The 17,512-nt window shown below is 64.0% G+C and carries 20 protein-coding genes and 1 pseudogene; 13 read left to right on the plus strand and 8 right to left on the minus strand.

Features of this window, described 5'->3' with window-relative positions:
* The first annotated feature begins 96 nt into the window (after positions 1-96).
* Both R4P47_RS19515 and R4P47_RS19520 read left to right on the plus strand, forming a co-directional pair.
* A complete protein-coding gene (locus R4P47_RS19515) occupies positions 97-1,053 on the plus strand; it encodes an acyl-ACP desaturase (protein WP_317785502.1) in 957 nt (318 codons plus the stop codon).
* Between the two features lie 110 nt (positions 1,054-1,163).
* Positions 1,164-1,868 (plus strand): M50 family metallopeptidase, encoded by a 705-nt coding sequence (locus R4P47_RS19520; protein WP_094640494.1) that lies wholly within the window; start codon positions 1,164-1,166, stop codon positions 1,866-1,868.
* A 25-nt stretch (positions 1,869-1,893) separates the two neighbouring features.
* Here the strand turns inward: R4P47_RS19520 and R4P47_RS19525 are convergent, their stop codons facing one another.
* Entirely contained in the window at positions 1,894-2,364 is a 471-nt protein-coding gene (locus R4P47_RS19525; protein ID WP_317785503.1) for a YdeI/OmpD-associated family protein, read from the minus strand.
* Between the two features lie 130 nt (positions 2,365-2,494).
* Here R4P47_RS19525 and R4P47_RS19530 point away from each other — a divergent pair, with 130 nt between their 5' ends.
* The 3 genes from R4P47_RS19530 to R4P47_RS19540 all read left to right on the plus strand — a co-directional run bounded on the left by R4P47_RS19530 (position 2,495) and on the right by R4P47_RS19540 (position 4,105).
* On the plus strand, positions 2,495-3,457 hold the full coding sequence (locus R4P47_RS19530) for an SMI1/KNR4 family protein (protein ID WP_317785504.1): 963 nt from the start codon (positions 2,495-2,497) through the stop codon (positions 3,455-3,457).
* Between the two features lie 142 nt (positions 3,458-3,599).
* Positions 3,600-3,803 carry a hypothetical protein gene (locus R4P47_RS19535; RefSeq protein WP_317785505.1) on the plus strand — a complete coding sequence of 68 codons (204 nt, stop codon included), beginning with the start codon at positions 3,600-3,602 and terminating at the stop codon, positions 3,801-3,803.
* Positions 3,803-4,105 carry a YdeI/OmpD-associated family protein gene (locus tag R4P47_RS19540; RefSeq protein WP_317785506.1) on the plus strand — a complete coding sequence of 101 codons (303 nt, stop codon included), beginning with the start codon at positions 3,803-3,805 and terminating at the stop codon, positions 4,103-4,105. The genes R4P47_RS19535 and R4P47_RS19540 overlap by 1 nt, the downstream gene beginning before the upstream one ends.
* A 7-nt stretch (positions 4,106-4,112) precedes the next feature.
* Here R4P47_RS19540 and R4P47_RS19545 read toward each other — a convergent pair whose 3' ends face one another.
* Positions 4,113-4,691 (minus strand): TetR/AcrR family transcriptional regulator, encoded by a 579-nt coding sequence (locus R4P47_RS19545; protein WP_317785507.1) that lies wholly within the window; start codon positions 4,689-4,691, stop codon positions 4,113-4,115.
* A gap of 56 nt (positions 4,692-4,747) precedes the next feature.
* On the opposite strand from R4P47_RS19545, the gene heR reads away from it, so the two are divergent.
* A complete protein-coding gene (gene heR / locus R4P47_RS19550; RefSeq protein ID WP_317785508.1) occupies positions 4,748-5,530 on the plus strand; it encodes a heliorhodopsin HeR in 783 nt (260 codons plus the stop codon).
* Positions 5,527-6,312 (plus strand): SDR family oxidoreductase, encoded by a 786-nt coding sequence (locus R4P47_RS19555; protein ID WP_317785509.1) that lies wholly within the window; start codon positions 5,527-5,529, stop codon positions 6,310-6,312. Before heR ends, R4P47_RS19555 begins: the two co-directional genes overlap by 4 nt.
* Here the strand turns inward: R4P47_RS19555 and R4P47_RS19560 are convergent.
* Positions 6,309-7,712 carry a GntP family permease gene (locus R4P47_RS19560; RefSeq protein WP_317785510.1) on the minus strand — a complete coding sequence of 468 codons (1,404 nt, stop codon included), beginning with the start codon at positions 7,710-7,712 and terminating at the stop codon, positions 6,309-6,311. The genes R4P47_RS19555 and R4P47_RS19560 overlap by 4 nt on opposite strands.
* A 116-nt stretch (positions 7,713-7,828) precedes the next feature.
* Between R4P47_RS19560 and R4P47_RS19565 the strand changes: the two genes are divergently transcribed.
* The 5 genes from R4P47_RS19565 (at position 7,829) to fabG (ending at position 12,216) form a co-directional block, all read left to right on the plus strand.
* Entirely contained in the window at positions 7,829-8,794 is a 966-nt protein-coding gene (locus tag R4P47_RS19565) for a lysophospholipid acyltransferase family protein (protein WP_317785511.1), read from the plus strand.
* Between the two features lie 96 nt (positions 8,795-8,890).
* The gene (locus tag R4P47_RS19570; RefSeq protein WP_317785512.1) at positions 8,891-9,886 is read left to right on the plus strand and encodes an ABC transporter ATP-binding protein; all 996 of its coding nucleotides are present in this window, start codon (positions 8,891-8,893) and stop codon (positions 9,884-9,886) included.
* On the plus strand, positions 9,883-10,638 hold the full coding sequence (locus R4P47_RS19575) for an ABC transporter permease (protein WP_317785513.1): 756 nt from the start codon (positions 9,883-9,885) through the stop codon (positions 10,636-10,638). Before R4P47_RS19570 ends, R4P47_RS19575 begins: the two co-directional genes overlap by 4 nt.
* Before the next feature lie 15 nt (positions 10,639-10,653).
* A complete protein-coding gene (locus R4P47_RS19580) occupies positions 10,654-11,391 on the plus strand; it encodes a 1-acyl-sn-glycerol-3-phosphate acyltransferase (protein ID WP_317785514.1) in 738 nt (245 codons plus the stop codon).
* Positions 11,392-11,457: 66 nt separating this feature from the next.
* Complete coding sequence (gene fabG / locus R4P47_RS19585; protein ID WP_068048880.1) at positions 11,458-12,216, plus strand: 3-oxoacyl-ACP reductase FabG; 759 nt, start codon at positions 11,458-11,460, stop codon at positions 12,214-12,216.
* 79 nt (positions 12,217-12,295) lie between these two features.
* On the opposite strand, the pseudogene R4P47_RS19590 reads toward fabG, so the two are convergent.
* The 5 genes and pseudogenes from R4P47_RS19590 to R4P47_RS19610 form a co-directional block, all read right to left on the minus strand.
* A pseudogene (locus R4P47_RS19590) lies at positions 12,296-13,257 on the minus strand (SDR family oxidoreductase).
* Between the two features lie 55 nt (positions 13,258-13,312).
* On the minus strand, positions 13,313-14,107 hold the full coding sequence (locus tag R4P47_RS19595) for an SDR family NAD(P)-dependent oxidoreductase (protein ID WP_149406916.1): 795 nt from the start codon (positions 14,105-14,107) through the stop codon (positions 13,313-13,315).
* A 118-nt stretch (positions 14,108-14,225) separates the two neighbouring features.
* Complete coding sequence (locus R4P47_RS19600) at positions 14,226-15,074, minus strand: 3-hydroxybutyryl-CoA dehydrogenase (RefSeq protein ID WP_269454870.1); 849 nt, start codon at positions 15,072-15,074, stop codon at positions 14,226-14,228.
* A 5-nt stretch (positions 15,075-15,079) separates the two neighbouring features.
* Entirely contained in the window at positions 15,080-16,237 is a 1,158-nt protein-coding gene (locus tag R4P47_RS19605) for an acyl-CoA dehydrogenase (RefSeq protein ID WP_068048956.1), read from the minus strand.
* Positions 16,238-16,384: 147 nt separating this feature from the next.
* Positions 16,385-17,032, minus strand: coding sequence for a TetR family transcriptional regulator (locus R4P47_RS19610; RefSeq protein ID WP_094640460.1), 648 nt, complete (start codon positions 17,030-17,032; stop codon positions 16,385-16,387).
* A 116-nt stretch (positions 17,033-17,148) separates the two neighbouring features.
* Between R4P47_RS19610 and R4P47_RS19615 the strand changes: the two genes are divergently transcribed.
* Positions 17,149-17,493, plus strand: coding sequence for an ArsR/SmtB family transcription factor (locus tag R4P47_RS19615; RefSeq protein WP_149406920.1), 345 nt, complete (start codon positions 17,149-17,151; stop codon positions 17,491-17,493).
* The last annotated feature ends 19 nt before the right edge of the window (positions 17,494-17,512 follow it).

Here is a 17,512-nt window from a genome sequence, read left to right on the forward strand (position 1 = left end):
GATTGCTACCTCTAACAGAATCCGGGCAAGCCCCCGCGTGTTGCGCATCGATCGCCCTAGGCTTGCGAGCTGACGTCAACGCGAGGAGGCATCTCGATGGCCAGGGATCTGACACAACTCGAGCTTCTGCAAGAGCTGGTGCCCACTTCCGAGGACAATGTGAACCGTCACATCTCGATGGCACGGGAGTGGCACCCTCACGACTACGTCCCGTGGGACGAAGGTCGCAACTTCGCCGCACTCGGCGGCCAGGACTACGACCCGGAGCAGTCCAAACTCTCCGACGTCGCACAGGCCGCGATGATCACCAACCTGCTCACCGAGGACAACCTGCCGTCCTACCACCGTGAGATCGCCGAGAACTTCTCCCAGGACGGTGCCTGGGGAACCTGGGTCGGCCGCTGGACCGCCGAGGAGAACCGCCACGGCATCGTCATGCGCGACTACCTCGTCGTCACCCGCGGCGTCGATCCCGTCGCCCTCGAAGAAGCCCGCATGATCCACATGACCAACGGCTACGTCTCGCCCGCGGGGTCGCAGGTCGGTCTGCTGCACTCGGTCGCCTACGTGACCTTCCAGGAACTCGCCACCCGCGTCTCGCACCGCAACACCGGCAAGGTCTGCGACGATCCGATCGCCGACCGGATGCTCCAGCGCATCGCCGCCGACGAGAACCTGCACATGATCTTCTACCGCAACATCACCGGCGCAGCGATGGACATCTCGCCCGATCAGACGTTGCAGGCTGTCTCGGACATCGTGATGAACTTCGTCATGCCCGGTGCCGGGATGCCGAACTTCCGCCGCAACGGTGTGCTGATGGCCAAGCACGGCATCTACGACCTGCGTCAGCACCTCGAGGACGTCGTCTGGCCGGTGCTGCGCAAGTGGAGCGTGTTCGAGCGCAACGACTTCACCGCACGCGGGGAGAACAAGCGCGAAGAACTCGCCGCGTTCCTCGAAGACCTCGAGCGGCAGGCCACCAAGTTCGAGGAGATGCGCGATCGCTCCCTCGCCCGCGAACGCGCGAAGGCCGAGGCACGCGCGTCCTAGTGCCCGCGACAGAGGCGTGGCAAGGCCCGCGGGTCGTTCCGCGGGCTCCACTCCCATGTGCCCCCAGCGGCACTTGACCGCACCACTGCGGCGAAGCCGCATACTGGGGTGTGAACGAATTCTGGGACCGCATTTCCGCGGTGAGTCCTGATCCGCCGGTGTGGATCGTCCAAGTTGCCGCGCTGGCCGCTCTTGTCATCGTGGTACTACCGCAGACCTGGCGCATCGCCCGCAATGTCGTGACCATCGCGCACGAGGGTGCGCACCTGTTCGTTGCGCTGATCACCGGCCGACAGCTGATGGGCCTGCGACTGCACTCCGACACCTCGGGCGTCGCTATCTCGAAGGGCAAGCCCACCGGCCTCGGCGTCATCGCGATGACCTTCGCCGGCTACGTGGGGCCGTCGCTGCTCGGTCTCGGTGCCGCGTTCGTGCTCGGAACCCAGCATGCAGTCGCGGTGTTGTGGATCGGCGTCGTGTCGATTGCGTTGATGCTGTTGATGATTCGCAACATCTACGGGCTGCTCTCACTCGTCGTCGTCGGAGCTGCCCTGTTCGTCGTGTCCTGGTGGGGCACCGGAGAGCAACAGGTCGCGGCGGCGTACTTCATCACGTTCTTCCTGCTGATCGCCGGTCCGCGTCCCGTTCTCGAACTGCAGAAATCACGCAGCGCAGGACGGGCCAGGGATTCCGACGCCGATCAGCTGGCCCGGTTGACCTTCCTCCCCGGCATCGTCTGGGTCGGCCTGTTCCTGCTCGTCACCGTCGGCTCACTGGCGTTGGGGGCGTGGCGAATTCTGATGCCGGTGCAGTGACGGGAAGCCGGGTGGTCCTACCGGTCTACGAATTGTCGGTCAACATCCTCACCAGTCGGGCCACCCGATCTGCGCGGGTCCGCTCGCGCGCCGCGTTGTCGATCGGCATCAACAATTGGCGCCGTTCGCTTGCGCGTTTGCGCTCCCAGGCCGCTGTGCACTGTGCGTTCTCCATTGCCTGCTCGAGGTCTTTCGGAACCGGCACCATATCGGGGTCGGCCGGCTCGAATTCGCACGACAACAGATCACCGATGTGGACGCCCAATCGGCGCTGAAGGCCCGCACCCACGTAGACGAAGGACCCGGGCATCACATCTGCATCCGCCTTGTTCAGTCCCAAGTTGAGGCTGAGGCCGTCGATCGAACCGTCGATCCGGCGCGTCGGCCATCGCTTCGCAGCCTCGACCAATCCTGCCGGGACTCGGACGATGGCATACGTGTTCTTGCCCCACGTCAACGGTTCGAGCACTCCGTCGAATCGAATGCGATCACTCACGATTACCTCGCATCGTAGACACACCGCTGAGGGAAATTTCGCCCACGATCGCAGCATAAACGAACGATCTCTGCGGAATGGAGACTCGCATCGAACCCCCTCGCAGATCGAGACCCGTTAGGTTCGAGTCGTGAACCTCACCGAAGTATGGGCGGCATACATGGCGACGCTTCGTGAACGTGCGCCCGTCACCGCCGCCGCGATTCGACCCCCACGGACATCGGATGAGCGCGAGGCCGCGGAACGTGAGACCACGCCGTGGACGTCGGAACTGCGAGAGTTCTACGGACTGCACGACGGGCAGCACGAAACCTACGGCGAGGAGTACGTGCCGGTCGGCTCCGTGCTGCCGGACTTCACTCTCTGCTCGCTCGACCGAGCTGTGGATCGGCACCGGTTCAGTCTCGAAAATCTGCATCCGATCGACGATCTGGGTGAGGACTGGCCGGCCGAAGTGCTTGCTCAGGAGGCAGGTGAGACGGCCGAGATGTTCGTCCCGGCATATGTTCCGATCGCCGAAGACGGTTCAGGCAGCACACTTTACGTCGACACGCGCCCGGGTGCTCGGCAAGGCTGTGTCCGCAACTTCTCCTCTGATTCCGCTGATCAGGGTGCACCCTGGTTCGACTCTCTGACCGAATACATCGCAGCGGTGCACCGCAGCGTCGAGACCGGATCGGCGATCTACGACGACGTGAGGCCCACGTTCGTGGAGGGCGTGCTCCATTGGCGTGACCCCGCGTTATCGGAGGGATCGATGGCATACGCGGCTACTCTGCCAGTCGTTCGAGTGCCATTCCCGCTCATCGATTTTCGACCATCGCAGCTCTCGGACGACGACGATCTGATCGATCTGGATCACGTGCGCCGCACCGTCATCGAGACCGCTCGGAGGCTGCATCCGCATTCCGTGGTGGAGGACGCCCGAGCGGTATATCGGCAGGTGCCGCGTGTGCGCGGTGCCAACATGAACTGGTGGGTGTCGATGGATGGGTCGGAGGTGGTCTTCACCGCGATCGTCACCGGAGAAGACCACGACGTCATCGTCCTGGAGCTTCCATCCGGGGGATGCGTCTTCGAAGTGGACGAGTGAGACGAGCGCTGGACTGGTCCCGACGAACGAAGGGATACGCATGGCCGTCATGGACGACGCACCGAGAGTGCATACCGAGACACGTGCGCAGTAGCGGACGTGGCTGTCCGCCCATCACGGAACTGCGGAATCGGCGTGGCTGGTGTCGTGGAAGAAGGCCACTGGAAAACCGGCGATCAGCTACGACGACGCCGTCGCGGAAGCGCTCGCGGTGGGGTGGGTGGACAGTCGACCCCGCAAGCTGGACGACGAGCGAACCATGTTGTATTTCTCGCCCCGCAAACCCGGGAGCGCATGGTCCCGTCCGAACAAGATCCGTATCGAGGCCTTCGCGAAGCAGGCCTGATGCTTCCGGCGGGAGAGCGCGCCGTCCAGGCTGCCGTGGCCAACGGAGCATGGACCGTTCTCGACGAGGTCGAGGATCTGATCGTTCCCGAGGACCTGGCCGCCGCATTCGCCGAACACGTTGATGCCGAGAGTAATTGGAACCAGTTTCCGCCGTCCGCGCGTCGCGGGATTCTGGAGTGGATCGTGACCGCCAAGCGGCCCGAGACCCGAGCCTCTCGAGTGCACGAGACTGCTCGGCTCGCTTCGATCGGCGAGCGCGCAGCTCGATGGCAACCCAGGCGGGACCCACAGCCGGGGTAGCCGGCCGTCACGAGCGAAGCGATCCTCGAAAGATGATGTCCAGCAATCGGCGTCGTGCCTCGGTAGGTGATATCTGTTCCTCCAGCACGTGAGAGGTCATCGAGGTGATCCCCGCGATGACAAGACCGGCCAGCATGTCGACGTCCACATCGGCCCGAAGACGTCCTTGCCTGCCCAGAACCGACAGCAGCCCGCGTACGTCTGCGCGGAACCGTTCGATGTGTCCGGTGACGGCCTGCGGCGGCGATCCCAGTGCGGCCGCCGTGAGCAGGGCCCTCGTCGGAGATTCGACGAAATAGTTCAACTGCAGGTCGATGTAGTCACCCAGCACCGTCATCGGATCCGACCCTGCACCCCGGTCCAATACTTCCTGAAGTCGCGCCTCGACGCGCACCACTTCCTGCTCGACCCAGGCTTCCAGAATCCGAGACACGTCCGGAAAGTAGCTGTACAGAGTAGGTCGGGACACCTTCGCACGCGCGGCTACCGCGGACATCGTCATGCGCCCGGTCCCCTGCTGGCCGGCCAATTCGATCGCGGCGAGCATGATCCGTTGGCGAGCGGACAGCTCGTCGTCCGTCTTCACAGCGTTCTCCCCACCACTCCTTGTCAATAGCCTTACAACCTGTAAGGCTATCGGTCATGGCACGCACTCCGCACCCGGCCGTCGCGACCGAGCATCCTCTGTCTCCGGACAGGCTGAGGCGACTCCGCATCTGGAACCTCGCGCTGTCCGCGCTGCACGCTGTTCAGGCCGTCGCGGTGCTCGTCATCGCATCCGACTTCGCCATCGATGTGACCACCGCCTACCCCGCGGGACCGCCGGGAACGGTGGTCCCGCAAGCGCAGGAAGCGTTCGCGGTTCCCATCGGTATCGCCGTCGCCGTCTTCCTCGCACTGGCGGCGGTGGATCACTTCGCCACCGGGGTTCCACTACGAAAGTCCTACGAACGCAACCTCTCTCGCGGTATCAACCCGTTTCGATGGCTCGAGTACAGCGTCAGCGCCACGATCATGGTGGTCCTCATCGCCCTGTACGCCGGCATCACGCAGATCAGCGCGCTGATCGCGATCGTGGGTGCCAACGTCGCGATGATCCTGTTCGGTTGGCTCCAGGAGCGCTTCAACCCACCTGGACAGCGACCGGACCTCACCGCGTTCTGGTTCGGCTGTGTCGCCGGTGCCGCACCCTGGGTAGCGATCACCGTGAACCTGGTCGGTGCTTCGGAAGTTCCCGGGTTCGTCTACGGAATCTTCTTCTCGCTGTTCGTCTTCTTCATGAGCTTCGCGGCCAACCAATGGCTGCAGTACCGAAGGATCGGGCCGTGGAAGGACTACGCATTCGGCGAGTTCGTCTACCTCGTACTCAGCCTCGCCGCGAAATCTGCTCTGGCCTGGCAGATCGTTGCCGGGTCGCTCGCATGATCGGACGCGGAAGGTCACACCCGGGGTCCTTCGACGACGACGTGGTTCTCATCACCGGCGCGACATCGGGCATCGGTGCTGGACTCGCCACCCGGTTCCACGCTCGTGGGGCCCACGTCGTCGTCACCGGTCGCGACAGCGCGCGCCTGAATACGATGGCCGCGGAGCACCCCGGCATGACTCCGATCGTCATGGACGTCTGCGACCCGGAATCCGTGGGCCGCGCGATAGCGGAGATCGCCGGTTCGATTCCGCATCTGACGACCCTGATCAACAATGCCGGAGTCCAACGCCCACTGGATTTCTCGGCGCAGGAGCAGCCGGCGAGTGCCGACATCGCCGACGAGATCGCCACCAATTTGACCGGCCTCGTGAACGTCACCTCGGCAGCGCTGCCCCTCCTGCGCCGTGCTCCTCGCGCGAGGGTGGTGCACGTGGGCTCCGGCCTCGGTTTCGTTCCGCTCACCGGCGCTCCCGTGTACTCCGCGACCAAGGCAGCCGTGCATTCGTTCACCGTCAGTCTTCGGCATCAACTGCGCCGAACCACCGTTCAGGTCGTCGAACTCGTCCCGCCGATAGTCGACACACCGTTGCACCGCAGCATGGACAGCGCGCCGCCGATGGCGATGCCGTTGGAGAAGTTCCTCGACAAGACGATGGCCGGACTCGACAGAGGCCTCGACGAGATCGCCATCGGACTGGGCCGAGTGTCGATCATCGGGTCGAGGCTCGCCCCGTCGGTCTTGCTCGGACTCGTCAATCGAGGCAGTCCACCCCGCTAGAACACCACCCACAGCAGCGATGCCAGGGCGAAGATCGCCAGTCCCAGTGTCGTTTCCATGACGGTCCAGGTCTTGAGGGTCGTCTTCTCGTCCATGCCGAAGAAGCGGCTGACGAGCCAGAAGCCGGAGTCGTTGACGTGGGAGAGCACGGTGGCTCCGGCGGCCAGGGCGAACACCAACAGCGCGATCTTGAAGTTGCTCAGATCCAATTCGGCCACCTGCACCGAGATCAGTCCGGCGGTCGTGGTGAGAGCGACGGTGGCCGAACCCTGCGCGACGCGTAGCGCGGTGGCGATCAGGAAGGCCTGCAGCAGAATCGGAAGTCCGATGTCGGACAACGAGGAGGTGAGCGACTGCCCGATGCCACTGGCTCGCAGCACTCCACCGAACATACCGCCGGCACCGGTGATCAGGATGATCGAGCAGATGGGCCCGAGCGCCTGATCCATGTACTTGGCACCGTCGGCCACCGGGAAGCGTCCCGGCGCGAGGATGAACAGAGCCAGCAGCAGCGTGATGAGCAGCGCGATCGGTGTCTGACCGATGAGCGTCAGCGCTGCGGCCCAGGTCTCGTCTCCGGTCAGCACACCCGACGTGGTCAGTGTGTTGACGACGGTGTTGAGAGAGATCAACACCAGAGGCGTCAGCAGAATGAACAGCACCGCGGCGAACTTCGGAGCCGGATCGCGCAGCGCGGCCATTTCCTTGTCGTGCTCCTCGGAGCCGGCAGCGCCGTCGGAGAAGAGATCTGCAGGCAAGGTGTGGAACCGCTTGCCGAGTTGGGTACCGACGAGGTACGAGCCAACGAACCAGGAGACGACGGCAACGGGAACGCCGACGAGCAGTACCGATCCGATGTCGCCGCCGAGGAGTTCGGTGGCAGCGACCGGACCGGGGTGCGGGGGAACGATGGCGTGCATCGCGGCAAATGCGCCTGCGGTCGGGAGGGCATACAGCAGCACCGATCCGCCGAAACGTTTGGCGACGGTGAAGATGATCGGCAGGAAGACGACGAGGCCCGCGTCGAAGAAGATGGGGAAGCCGAAGATGAGTGCGGCGACACCGAGCGCCAGAGGTGCGCGTTTGGCCCCGAATCGGTTGATCAGGGTATCGGCCAATACCTGTGCGCCACCGGTGATTTCGAGCAGTCTGCCGACCATCACACCGAGGGCGACGAGCAGCGCCACCGAGCCGAGCGTGGAACTGAAGCCCGAGAGCAGGGCCGACGGCACGTCCGCCAGCGGGATCCCGGCCGCGACGGCAGTGACCGCGCTGACCAGGACCAGGGAGACGAAGGCGTGCAGTTTCACCTTCATGATGAGGAAAAGCAGGATTGCAACGGCTGCGGCGGCGATCAGCAGCAGAGCTGTCGTTCCGTATGCCGGTTCGATCGGATCCATCGGTATACCTCGTTCGCTCGGCTCGAATTCTGACCATAACGGACACTCGGGACGTCGCGCGGGGTTACGAGTGCTGGTTGTGAGTCGGCTTCGGACGGGTGGAGTACGGTGCGGGTATGAGTGATGGGGATCACGTACTGGGTGGGGACGGCTCCGAAGAACCGACGAAGGAGCAGCTGCGCGAGCAAGCGCAGCGGTACGCCGCGGCAGCGCGTCTGAAGATGAAAGAGCGTCGGGAGAAGTCGTCCGGGGGCCTCGGAGCGGTGGTTGCCGAACGCACAGGCGGCTGGGACCTCGACGATCAGAACACCGTGGCGATGGACCGGCAGCAGCGACTCTGGAACGGGGTGATGGACCGCTACTTCCGGATGGAGATCGACGGTTGGGAGACCATCCCGGAGTCGCCGGTGCTCGTCGTCGGCGTGCATTCGGGTGCGCCGTTCGTCTGGGACGCGTGGACCGTCGGCGCTCAGTGGTGGCGGCACTTCGGTGAAAGACGCATTCTGCACGGCACCGCGCACGATGCCTTGATGGCGTTCCCGTTGATCGGAAAAGTCTTTCGATCCATGGGGGTGCTTCCCGCGGCACCGGACTCGATGTCGACGGCACTGGCCGAGGGCCGAGACGTCATCGTGTGGCCGGGCGGCGAGGTCGATTCGCTGCGGCCCTGGAGCAAACGGGACGAGGCAACCCTCGGTGGCCGAACCGGCTTCATCAAGCTCGCCATTCGGATGGGTGTGCCCATCGTGCCGGTGGCGACGGTGGGTGGGGCAGACGCGATGCCGGTGCTCATTCGCGGCGACAAGCTGTCGAAAGCGTTGAAGCTGGACAAGATTGCGCGGCTGAAGGTCTTTCCGATCGCGATCTCGCTGCCGTGGATCATTGCGCCCGCGGCGCTACCTCAGATTCCGTTGCCCGCGAAGATTCGCACTCGTTTCATGCCGCCGGTCGAACTGGACCACGATCCGGCGCGGTGCGAGGACGAGGCGTACGTCGACGCCAAGTACGACGAGGTGCGCGCGAGCATTCAGTCCGGGATGGATGCCCTGGCCCGCAAACGAAAGTTCCCCGTCTTCGGTTGATCGACCGCCGCAGTGGCATCGCGGACCGAAGCTGACCGCGATCGTTTCTAACGTCTCCGTCGTAGGGATTCACCGCTACGACGAGGGGCGTCACAGATGATCGAAACTTCGGGATTGACCAAGACTTTTCAGCAAGGCAAGAAGACCGTCGAGGCGGTGCGCGGCATCGATCTGACGATCGGTGAGGGAGAGTTGGTGGCTCTGCTCGGCCCCAACGGGGCAGGCAAGTCGACCACTCTGCGGATGCTGACCACGTTGCTGGCACCGACGTCGGGATCGGCCCGCATCGCCGGATTCGACGTGGGCGAAGATCGGGACCGAGTGCGCCGCAGCCTCGGCTACGTGGGACAGGGCAACGGTGCGGGCCACAATCAGCGCGTCCGGGACGAGCTGGTGGTGCAAGGGCAGTGCTACGGCATGACGCGTCGCCGATCAGGCAGTCGCGCAGACGAATTGATCGAGGCACTCGAACTCGGCGAGCTCGCGACTCGTACCGTGTCGACGCTGTCCGGCGGGCAGCGTCGACGACTCGACATCGCACTGGGTCTGGTGCATCGGCCGCCGTTGCTGTTTCTCGACGAACCGACCACGGGCATGGACCCGCAGAGCCGGGCGAATCTGTGGGACCACATTCTGCGGCTGAGGCGAGAGATGGGCACCACCATCGTGCTCACCACGCACTATCTCGACGAGGCCGATTCGATGGCCGAGCGGGTGATCGTCGTCGATCGCGGCACCGTCATCGCCGACGACACCGCCGCCGCACTGAAATCGGAACTGGCAGGTGATCTGATCGTCCTCACCGTGTCCGACGCCTCGGCGTTGGTCCCGCTGCTCGACGGTGTGGCCGGCGTCAGGGACGTGACGGTGGCGGGTTCGCGTCTGAACATCCGGGTCGAGCTGGCCGAGGTGGTTCTTCCGGATCTCCTGCGGCTGAGCGAGTCTCATGGGATCACGGTGCTCACGGCGGATACGACGCGACCGACCCTCGACGACGTGTTCCTCGGCCTCACCGGACGCAGTCTTCGTGAGAGCGCCGCGACGGGTTCCGCATCTCTCGAAACCGCCAGCACGGCAGGAGAACTCCGATGAACGTTCTGTCGGGAAGTACGTTGGTGATGGGCCGCGAACTGCGGCCGATGGTCCGCGATCCGTTCACGGTGATCTTCAGTCTCATCCAACCGTTGATCCTGCTCGCACTGTTCGGCCCACTGCTCACCGAGGTGCCCGGCCTCGGGGACGGAAGCGTCTGGGACTGGTTCGTTCCGGGGGTGCTCGCGATGATCACCATCTTCGGAACCTCCATGACGGGCTCGAATTTGTTGGCGGAGTTGCAGCAGGGGTCTCACGAACGGATGTTGGTGACCCCGTTGCCGCGGTCGGCGCTGCTCGTCGGGCGCGCGTTCAAGGAGATGGTGCCGCTGGCTGCTCAGGCCGTCTTGATCATCCTGGTCGCGTTGCCACTCGGCCTGTCCGTGAATCCGATCGGTGCGGTCGTGGGCATCGTGCTGCTCGGCGTGTTCGGGGTCGGCCTGGGCGCGTTGTCCTACACGCTGGCTTTGGCTGTGCGCGGACAGGATTGGGTGTTCTGGTCGATACAGCAGACTCTGATGTTCCCGCTGCTCATCCTGTCGGGCACGATGCTGCCGCTCACCACTGCCCCGGGATGGATGCAGTTCCTGGTGAACATCAACCCGCTCGGGTACCTGGTCGATGCCGAACGTGCACTGTTCGCGGGCGACTTCACGAGTTCGACGGTGACGGCCGGTGTTGTCGCGGCCGTGGCTACCGCAGTGGTCGGACTTACCGTCGGGATCCGGGCTATGGGTTCCGCGCGGGTGTGAGGCTAAGCTCGGCTCATGGATCGGCCTGCGGTAATTCTCGAAAACGATGTGACCGTGTACGACTTCTATCTGCGTCATCAGCAGAATCGTCAGGTCGCGAGGTTGGCTTATGCCACCCTGGCCAGGCGATTTCGCCCGCGGGTGTCGTATCCCGACGGTGCCCGTGAGGAGTTGCGTCGTCTCGTCTACGACAACACGCGTCTGCTCATCGCGGTCAATCATCTGACCGAGAACGATCCGTACACCCTCGCAGCGGCGGCATGGGCGTCGCCGCTGCGTCCGGTCATCGGTCGCACTCGGGTGCTGGCCAAGGACGAGCTGTTCCAGGAACCCAAGCAGCGCAAGCGAATCGACATGATGGGCGGTATCCCGGTCTTCCGCGGCAAGAATCACGGCATGCGGGCCGTCAGCGCCGCGGGCAGCCGCATGATGGACGTCAGTGCCGAGCGGATGAAGCGAGGCGACGATCTTGCGGTGTTCCCCGAGGGAACCTGCAATCTCGAGGATCCGACGACGGTGCAGCACGTCGGCAGCGGCATCGGCCACATCGCGATGCGCGCGCGCAAGCTCGGGGTCGAGCCGGTGCTGATCTGTATCGGTCTGAGCTACGGTCCCGGTGCGCCGAAGGTGAAGCAGGCCAGCGTCTACATCGACACGCCCATCACCGATTTGCCGGAGAAGCCGATCGACATCACCCGGGTGGTGGCAGAGGGAATGCAGAAGGCACTCGACGGAGCGGTGGCTGCGTACTGATCGCATTGTCGGTGTTGATAGAAACAGAGGACAGTTATCGAGTTCGGCGTCGTAAGGGAGATATTCGTGAGTGATCAGATCAAGACGGCCATTGTCACCGGTAGTGCACGGGGAATCGGTGCTGCGGTAGCCAAGCGGCTGGCCAAGGACGGTTTCGGAGTTGCCGTGGTCGACCTCGACGAGGCCGCGTGCAGCGACACCGTCGGCGCGATTCAGTCGGCAGGCGGGCAGGCAGTGGCCATCGGTGCCAACGTTGCCGACGAGGAATCGGTGCAGACCGCCGTCGATCGCATTGCCAGCGAATTCGGTGCGCCGACCGTACTGATCAACAACGCGGGCATCACTCGCGACAATCTGCTGTTCAAGATGACGGTGCAGGACTGGGATTCCGTTCTCGGCGTCCACCTGCGCGGATCGTTCCTGATGACCCGCGCGGTTCAGAAGCACATGATCGACGCCAAGTGGGGACGCATCGTCAACCTGTCGAGTACGTCTGCTCTCGGCAACCGCGGACAGGCCAACTACTCCGCAGCCAAGGCCGGCATGCAGGGCTTCACCAAGACCCTCGCCATCGAGCTCGGCAAGTTCGGCGTCACCGCCAACGCCATCGCCCCTGGATTCATCGAGACCGAGATGACGGCAGCCACCGCAGAACGCGTCGGCATGCCGTTCGAGGACTTCAAAGCTGCTGCTGCGTCGCAGATTCCGGTCAATCGCGTCGGACATCCCGATGACATCGCGCACCTGGCGTCGTTCTTCGTCAGCGAGGGTGCCGGCTTCATCTCGGGCCAGGTCGTCTACGCCGCCGGTGGGCCCAAGGACTGACCTCTCCTGAACGCGTGAATGGACCATTCACGAGCCCAGACGGGTGTGAACGGTCCATTCACGCCGAACGGATGACGACCTACGGCGTCGGCATACCACGTTGACGTTCAGTGTGTCGCCGGTGACGTAGCCCGATTCGGCCGACGACAGATAGACGTACGCGCCGGCGATCTCGGCGGGCTGCCCAGCGCGTCCGAGCGGTGTTTCCTTGCCGAACTCCGGCAGTGCCGAGGTCGGCTGGCCGCCGGCTGCCTGCAGCGGTGTCCAGAACGGTCCCGGCGTAACGACATTGACGCGGATTCCCTTCGGCGCCAACTGCTGTGCGAGGGCCTTGCTGATGGTGTTGATGGCCATCTTCGTGGTCGCGTAGTCCACCAGTCCGGGTGACGGTGTGTATGCCTGGATCGAGCTGGTGTTGACGATGGTGGAGCCGGCAGGCATGTGCGGCACCGCTTCCTGGATGATCCAGAACAGTGCGTAGACGTTGGTTTTGAACGTCTGATCGAATTGTTCGGACGTCAGGTCGGCCAGATCTTCGACGAACTGCTGCTTACCTGCGACGTTGATCAGCAGGTCGAGGCCACCGAGCTCGTCGACGGCAGTGCGCACGATGCCGCGCGCGGCCTGCTCGTCGGTGAGATCTGCCGGTGCCAGGACTGCGGTGCGGCCGGCGTCGCGGATCAACTGCGCAACCTCCTGCGCGTCCTTCTCTTCTGCCGGTAGGTAATTGAGAACCACGTCGGCACCCTCGCGTGCGATGGCAATCGCTGCTGCTCGTCCGATTCCGGAATCGGCACCGGTGATCAAGGCCTTGCGGCCGGTGAGGCGTCCGGATCCGCGGTACGTCTGCTCACCGTGGTCGGCGAGGGGCTGAAGATCTGCGGCCAGGCCGGGCGGATCCTGGTGCTGCTCCGGGAAGCCGTCCTGGCGGTACTGCGTGACGGGGTTGGTGAAGGTGTACTGATCGCTCACTGTGGAATCGTCTCCGAATACGGTGAAATGCGTGAAGAACCTCTGCTTGATTCCGTGTATCTCACGCATGCCCCGAAGCGGTCGGCCACAAACTGTGACCGACCGGACCGGCGCCACGAATAACTCAGGGCAGAATCGCGTCGACATAGCCGCCGTCGACGCGTAGAGCGCCACCGGTGGTCGCAGAGGCCTGCTCGGAGCTCAGGTAGACGATCATGTTGCCGATTTCCCTCGGCTCGATCAAACGTCCGATGAGCGATTGTGGCCTGTGCTCCTTCATGAATTGCGCCTGCGCCTCGTCCCAGGGGAGGTCGTCGCCGACGAGCTCGCCGACGAACTTCTCGACGCCCTCGGTGTGGGTGGGGCCCACGATCACGGAATTGACCGTAACTCCGCTTCCTGCAGCAGCTTTCGCAAATCCGCGGGTCACTGCGAGCAGTGCGGTCTTCGTCATTCCGTAGTGGATCATCTCCTCGGGAATCACGACCGCGGAATCGCTGCAGATATTCTGGATTCGGCCCCAGCCCGCCTCGGTCATCGCCGGCAGATACGTGCGGATCAGCCGGATTGCCGAGAGCACGTTCACCTCGAAATAGCGTCGCCATTCGTCGTCGTCGATGTCGAGAGCGGGTTTGGCTCCGAAGATGCCGAGGTTGTTCACCAGAATGTCGACCACCGGCACCTTCGCGAGCAACGTCTCGACTCCGTCGGCCGTCGCGAGATCGGCAGCGACGACGATCACCCGCGCACCGGGCACTGCCGTCAGCAACTGTTCCTCGGCTGAATCCAGCGCCGACTCGCTGCGGCCGTTGAGGACCACGCGCGCACCGGCGCGGGCCAATTCGGTGGCAATCGCCAATCCGATGCCCTGACTGGAGCCGGAAATCAAAGCGGTGCGGCCGTCGAGATCGATGTTCATGAAGCCTCCCAGAGTTGTGGAACGACTCCAGTGTGCGCCTTTCGAAGACGTGAATGGTCCATTCACCGGCCCTGACGGGGGTGAATGGACCATTCACGCAGAAGCGGGCGGGGGACTACTACGAATACGAGTAGAAACCCTTACCGGTTTTGCGACCCAGCATTCCGGCGTCCACCATGCGCTGCAGCAGCGGCGGCGGGGCGTAGTGTGGTTCGCGGAACTCGGCGTACAGCGACTCGGCGACCGCGAGGGTGACGTCGAGGCCGACGGTGTCGGTCAGACGCAACGGGCCCATGGGGTGTGCGCAACCGTTGACCATGCCCTCGTCGATGTCCTCGGCGCTGGCGAAGCCGGACTCGAGCATGCGGATGGCCGAGACCATGTACGGGATGAGCAGTGCGTTGACGATGAATCCGGCGCGATCCCCGGCGCGAATCGTCTTCTTGCCCAGCGTGTTTCCGGCGTAGTCCGTCACCGCTGCGACGGTTTCCTCGCTGGTGAGCAGGCTGACGACAATCTCCACCAACGGCAGTACCGGCACCGGGTTGAAGAAGTGCACGCCGACGACCTTGTCGGGACGCTTGGTCGCGTTGGCCATCTTGATGACCGGGATCGACGAGGTGTTCGTGGCCAGGATTCCCTCGGGCTTGACGATGGAATCGAGCTTGCCGAACAGGTCCAGCTTGAGCGACTCGATCTCCGGTGCTGCCTCCACCACGAGATCGCGGTCCGCGAAGTCGTTGATATCGAGCGTCAACGCGATTGCAGCACGGGCCTTCTCGGCCGCGTCGGCTTCGATGCGACCGGACTTCACGGCACGAGCGAAGGACTTGTCGAGGCGGGCCTCTGCGGCGTCGGCCGTCGCCTGGCTCGTCTCCAGGATCAGTACGGAACTGCCGGAGCGAGCACACATTTCGGCGATGCCAGCACCCATGGTGCCGCCGCCGATGACACCTACCAGGTTGATGTCGCTCATTTGAGCAGCGCCCGCGACATGACGACACGCTGAATCTGGTTGGTGCCCTCGTAGATCTGGGTGATCTTGGCGTCGCGCATCATGCGCTCGACCGGGAAGTCGGTGGTGTAGCCGGCACCGCCGAAGAGCTGCACGGCGTCGGTGGTGACCTCCATGGCCACGTCCGAGGCGAAGCACTTGGCAGCCGCGGAGATGAACCCGAGGTTCTTCTCGCCGCGCTCGGCGCGGGCTGCGGAGCTGTAGACCATCAGGCGGGCGGCTTCGACCTTCATCGCCATGTCGGCGAGCATGAACTGCACTGCCTGGAAGCTCGAGATCGAGGTGCCGAACTGCTTGCGGTCCTTGGTGTATGCGATGGCCGCGTCGAGGGCACCCTGTGCCAGGCCGACGGCCTGTGCGCCGATGGTGGGGCGCGTGTGGTCGAGTGTTTCCAGCGCGGTCTTGAAGCCGGTACCGGGCTCGCCGATGATGCGATCGCCGGGAATCTTGCAGTTCTCGAAGTAGAGCTCGGCGGTGGGCGAACCCTTGATGCCGAGCTTCTTCTCCTTGGGGCCGACGACGAATCCCTCGTCGTCCTTGTGCACGATGAACGAGGAAATGCCGTTGGCGCCCTTGTCGGGATCGGTCACGGCCATGACGGTGTACCAATCGGACTTGCCGCCGTTGGTGATCCAACACTTGGAGCCGTTGAGGATCCAGTCGTCTCCATCGGCCTTGGCGCGGGTGCGCATGCTCGCCGCGTCGGATCCCGCTTCGCGCTCGGACAAGGCGTACGACGCCATCGCGCCACCGGCGAGGGACGGCAGGACCTGCTTCTTGAGTTCCTCGGAGCCCTTGAGGATCAGGCCCATCGTGCCGAGCTTGTTGACCGCGGGGATCAGCGAGGACGAGCCGCAGACGCGTGCGACCTCTTCGATGACGATGCAGGCAGCGACGGAATCGGCACCCTGGCCGTCGTATTCCTCGGGAACGTGAATGGCGTTGAAGCCGGAAGCGTTGAGCGCTTTGAGTGCTTCCTCGGGGAAGCGGGAGTCCTCGTCGACCTCTTTGGCGTACGGAGCGATCTCCTTCTCCGAGAGCGCCCGAATGGCTGCGCGCAGTTCGTTGTGCTCGTCGGGCGATTGGTACAGATCGAAGTCGGGATTTCCGGCCATGTCGGCCACGCTCCTCGGTGTGTCGGGGGTGGCACTGCCCACGGAGGGCACTCAGTGCCAAGGATTGCCCCAGTGTACGTCCGAATTCGGACCTGTTCAAGACCGGGTCTCCGGCATCCGGCACTCAGTGCCATCGCGTCGGGTGGCTCAGGTGCTTGTGTGATCGGCCAACGCGTCGACGACTTTGCTGACGGACGTGCCCCGGGGGAACGACGCGACGACGATCTCACCGAAGAACTGCGCGCGCACTTGCGCGAGTGCCGAACGCAGATCCTCCACGGACGTAGGGAGGCCGTCGCGGATCATCCGACGAAGGATGTAGTTGTGCGTCGCGGTCACCGTGGCCGAGAACTGCAGGATCTCGAGGTGAGGGTGATCGGGCAGAACGCGCTGCAGATAGTCGACGAAGAGTCTGTCGTAGCGGAACACGGTGACGATTTCTCGATCGCGCAGTGCGGGGATCTTGTGCACCACCTGGTAGCGCAGGCGCGACATGTCCTGCCAGTCGGAGAACCGCTCGTACACCAGCTGCGCGGCATCGCACACGGCCCGCCAGGGATCGCCCTCGTTCGCTTCCAGGAACGCGCCGGCCTGCTCGAGCAGTATTTCGTGATCGGCGAAGACGACGTCTTCCTTGGCGCGGAACTGACGAAAGAATGTCCGACGCGAGATGCCTGCGGCACCGGCGATGTCGTCCACCGTCGTCGACTCGTAGCCCTTGACGGAGAACAGGTCGAGGGCCGCCGTGGCCACGGTGAGCCTGAAGTCGGTGGATTCTTCGGGGTCTCCGCGCATGGGAGTGAAGGTAGCCGAGTTTCGGGACGGGCAGGGAGGTCGTCCACTTCGGTCTGTTGATTGCTAGTGTTCGCAAGTAGCCTGCTGCGCGGTGGCGGGTGCCACGGGAGGACTTCATGGCCACGGATTCGAGCCGGCCGCTCTACAGAATGAAAGCCGATTTCTTCAAGACGTTGGCGCATCCCGCCCGTATTCGCGTGCTGGAGTTGCTGAGCGAGCGCGAGCATGCCGTGTCCGAGATGCTTCCGGAGATCGGCATCGAGCCGGCCAATCTGTCTCAGCAGTTGTCCATCCTGCGTCGCGCCGGTCTCATCGAAGGCACTCGGGAAGGCCTGTCGGTGTCCTACACGTTGACGTCGCCGAAGGTGGCCGACCTGTTGGTCGTCGCGCGGGAAATACTCACGGGAGTGGTGGCCAACCAGGCCGAGCTGCTGGACGGCGAGTCCGGAGCACGTACCTGACTCGACGGCCCGGGATGGT

The organism is Rhodococcus sp. IEGM 1370, assembly GCF_033142325.1.
Lineage (GTDB): Bacteria > Actinomycetota > Actinomycetes > Mycobacteriales > Mycobacteriaceae > Rhodococcoides.

Coding starts and splice junctions, on each gene's coding strand:
- R4P47_RS19515 (WP_317785502.1), top strand. CDS start 97: ATGGCCAGGGATCTGACACAACTCGAGCTTCTGCAAGAGCTGGTGCCC.
- R4P47_RS19540 (WP_317785506.1), top strand. CDS start 3,803: ATGCTTCCGGCGGGAGAGCGCGCCGTCCAGGCTGCCGTGGCCAACGGA.
- heR (WP_317785508.1), top strand. CDS start 4,748: ATGGCACGCACTCCGCACCCGGCCGTCGCGACCGAGCATCCTCTGTCT.
- R4P47_RS19555 (WP_317785509.1), top strand. CDS start 5,527: ATGATCGGACGCGGAAGGTCACACCCGGGGTCCTTCGACGACGACGTG.
- R4P47_RS19560 (WP_317785510.1), bottom strand. CDS start 7,712: ATGGATCCGATCGAACCGGCATACGGAACGACAGCTCTGCTGCTGATC.
- R4P47_RS19565 (WP_317785511.1), top strand. CDS start 7,829: ATGAGTGATGGGGATCACGTACTGGGTGGGGACGGCTCCGAAGAACCG.
- R4P47_RS19570 (WP_317785512.1), top strand. CDS start 8,891: ATGATCGAAACTTCGGGATTGACCAAGACTTTTCAGCAAGGCAAGAAG.
- R4P47_RS19575 (WP_317785513.1), top strand. CDS start 9,883: ATGAACGTTCTGTCGGGAAGTACGTTGGTGATGGGCCGCGAACTGCGG.
- R4P47_RS19580 (WP_317785514.1), top strand. CDS start 10,654: ATGGATCGGCCTGCGGTAATTCTCGAAAACGATGTGACCGTGTACGAC.
- R4P47_RS19595 (WP_149406916.1), bottom strand. CDS start 14,107: ATGAACATCGATCTCGACGGCCGCACCGCTTTGATTTCCGGCTCCAGT.
- R4P47_RS19605 (WP_068048956.1), bottom strand. CDS start 16,237: ATGGCCGGAAATCCCGACTTCGATCTGTACCAATCGCCCGACGAGCAC.
- R4P47_RS19610 (WP_094640460.1), bottom strand. CDS start 17,032: ATGCGCGGAGACCCCGAAGAATCCACCGACTTCAGGCTCACCGTGGCC.
- R4P47_RS19615 (WP_149406920.1), top strand. CDS start 17,149: ATGGCCACGGATTCGAGCCGGCCGCTCTACAGAATGAAAGCCGATTTC.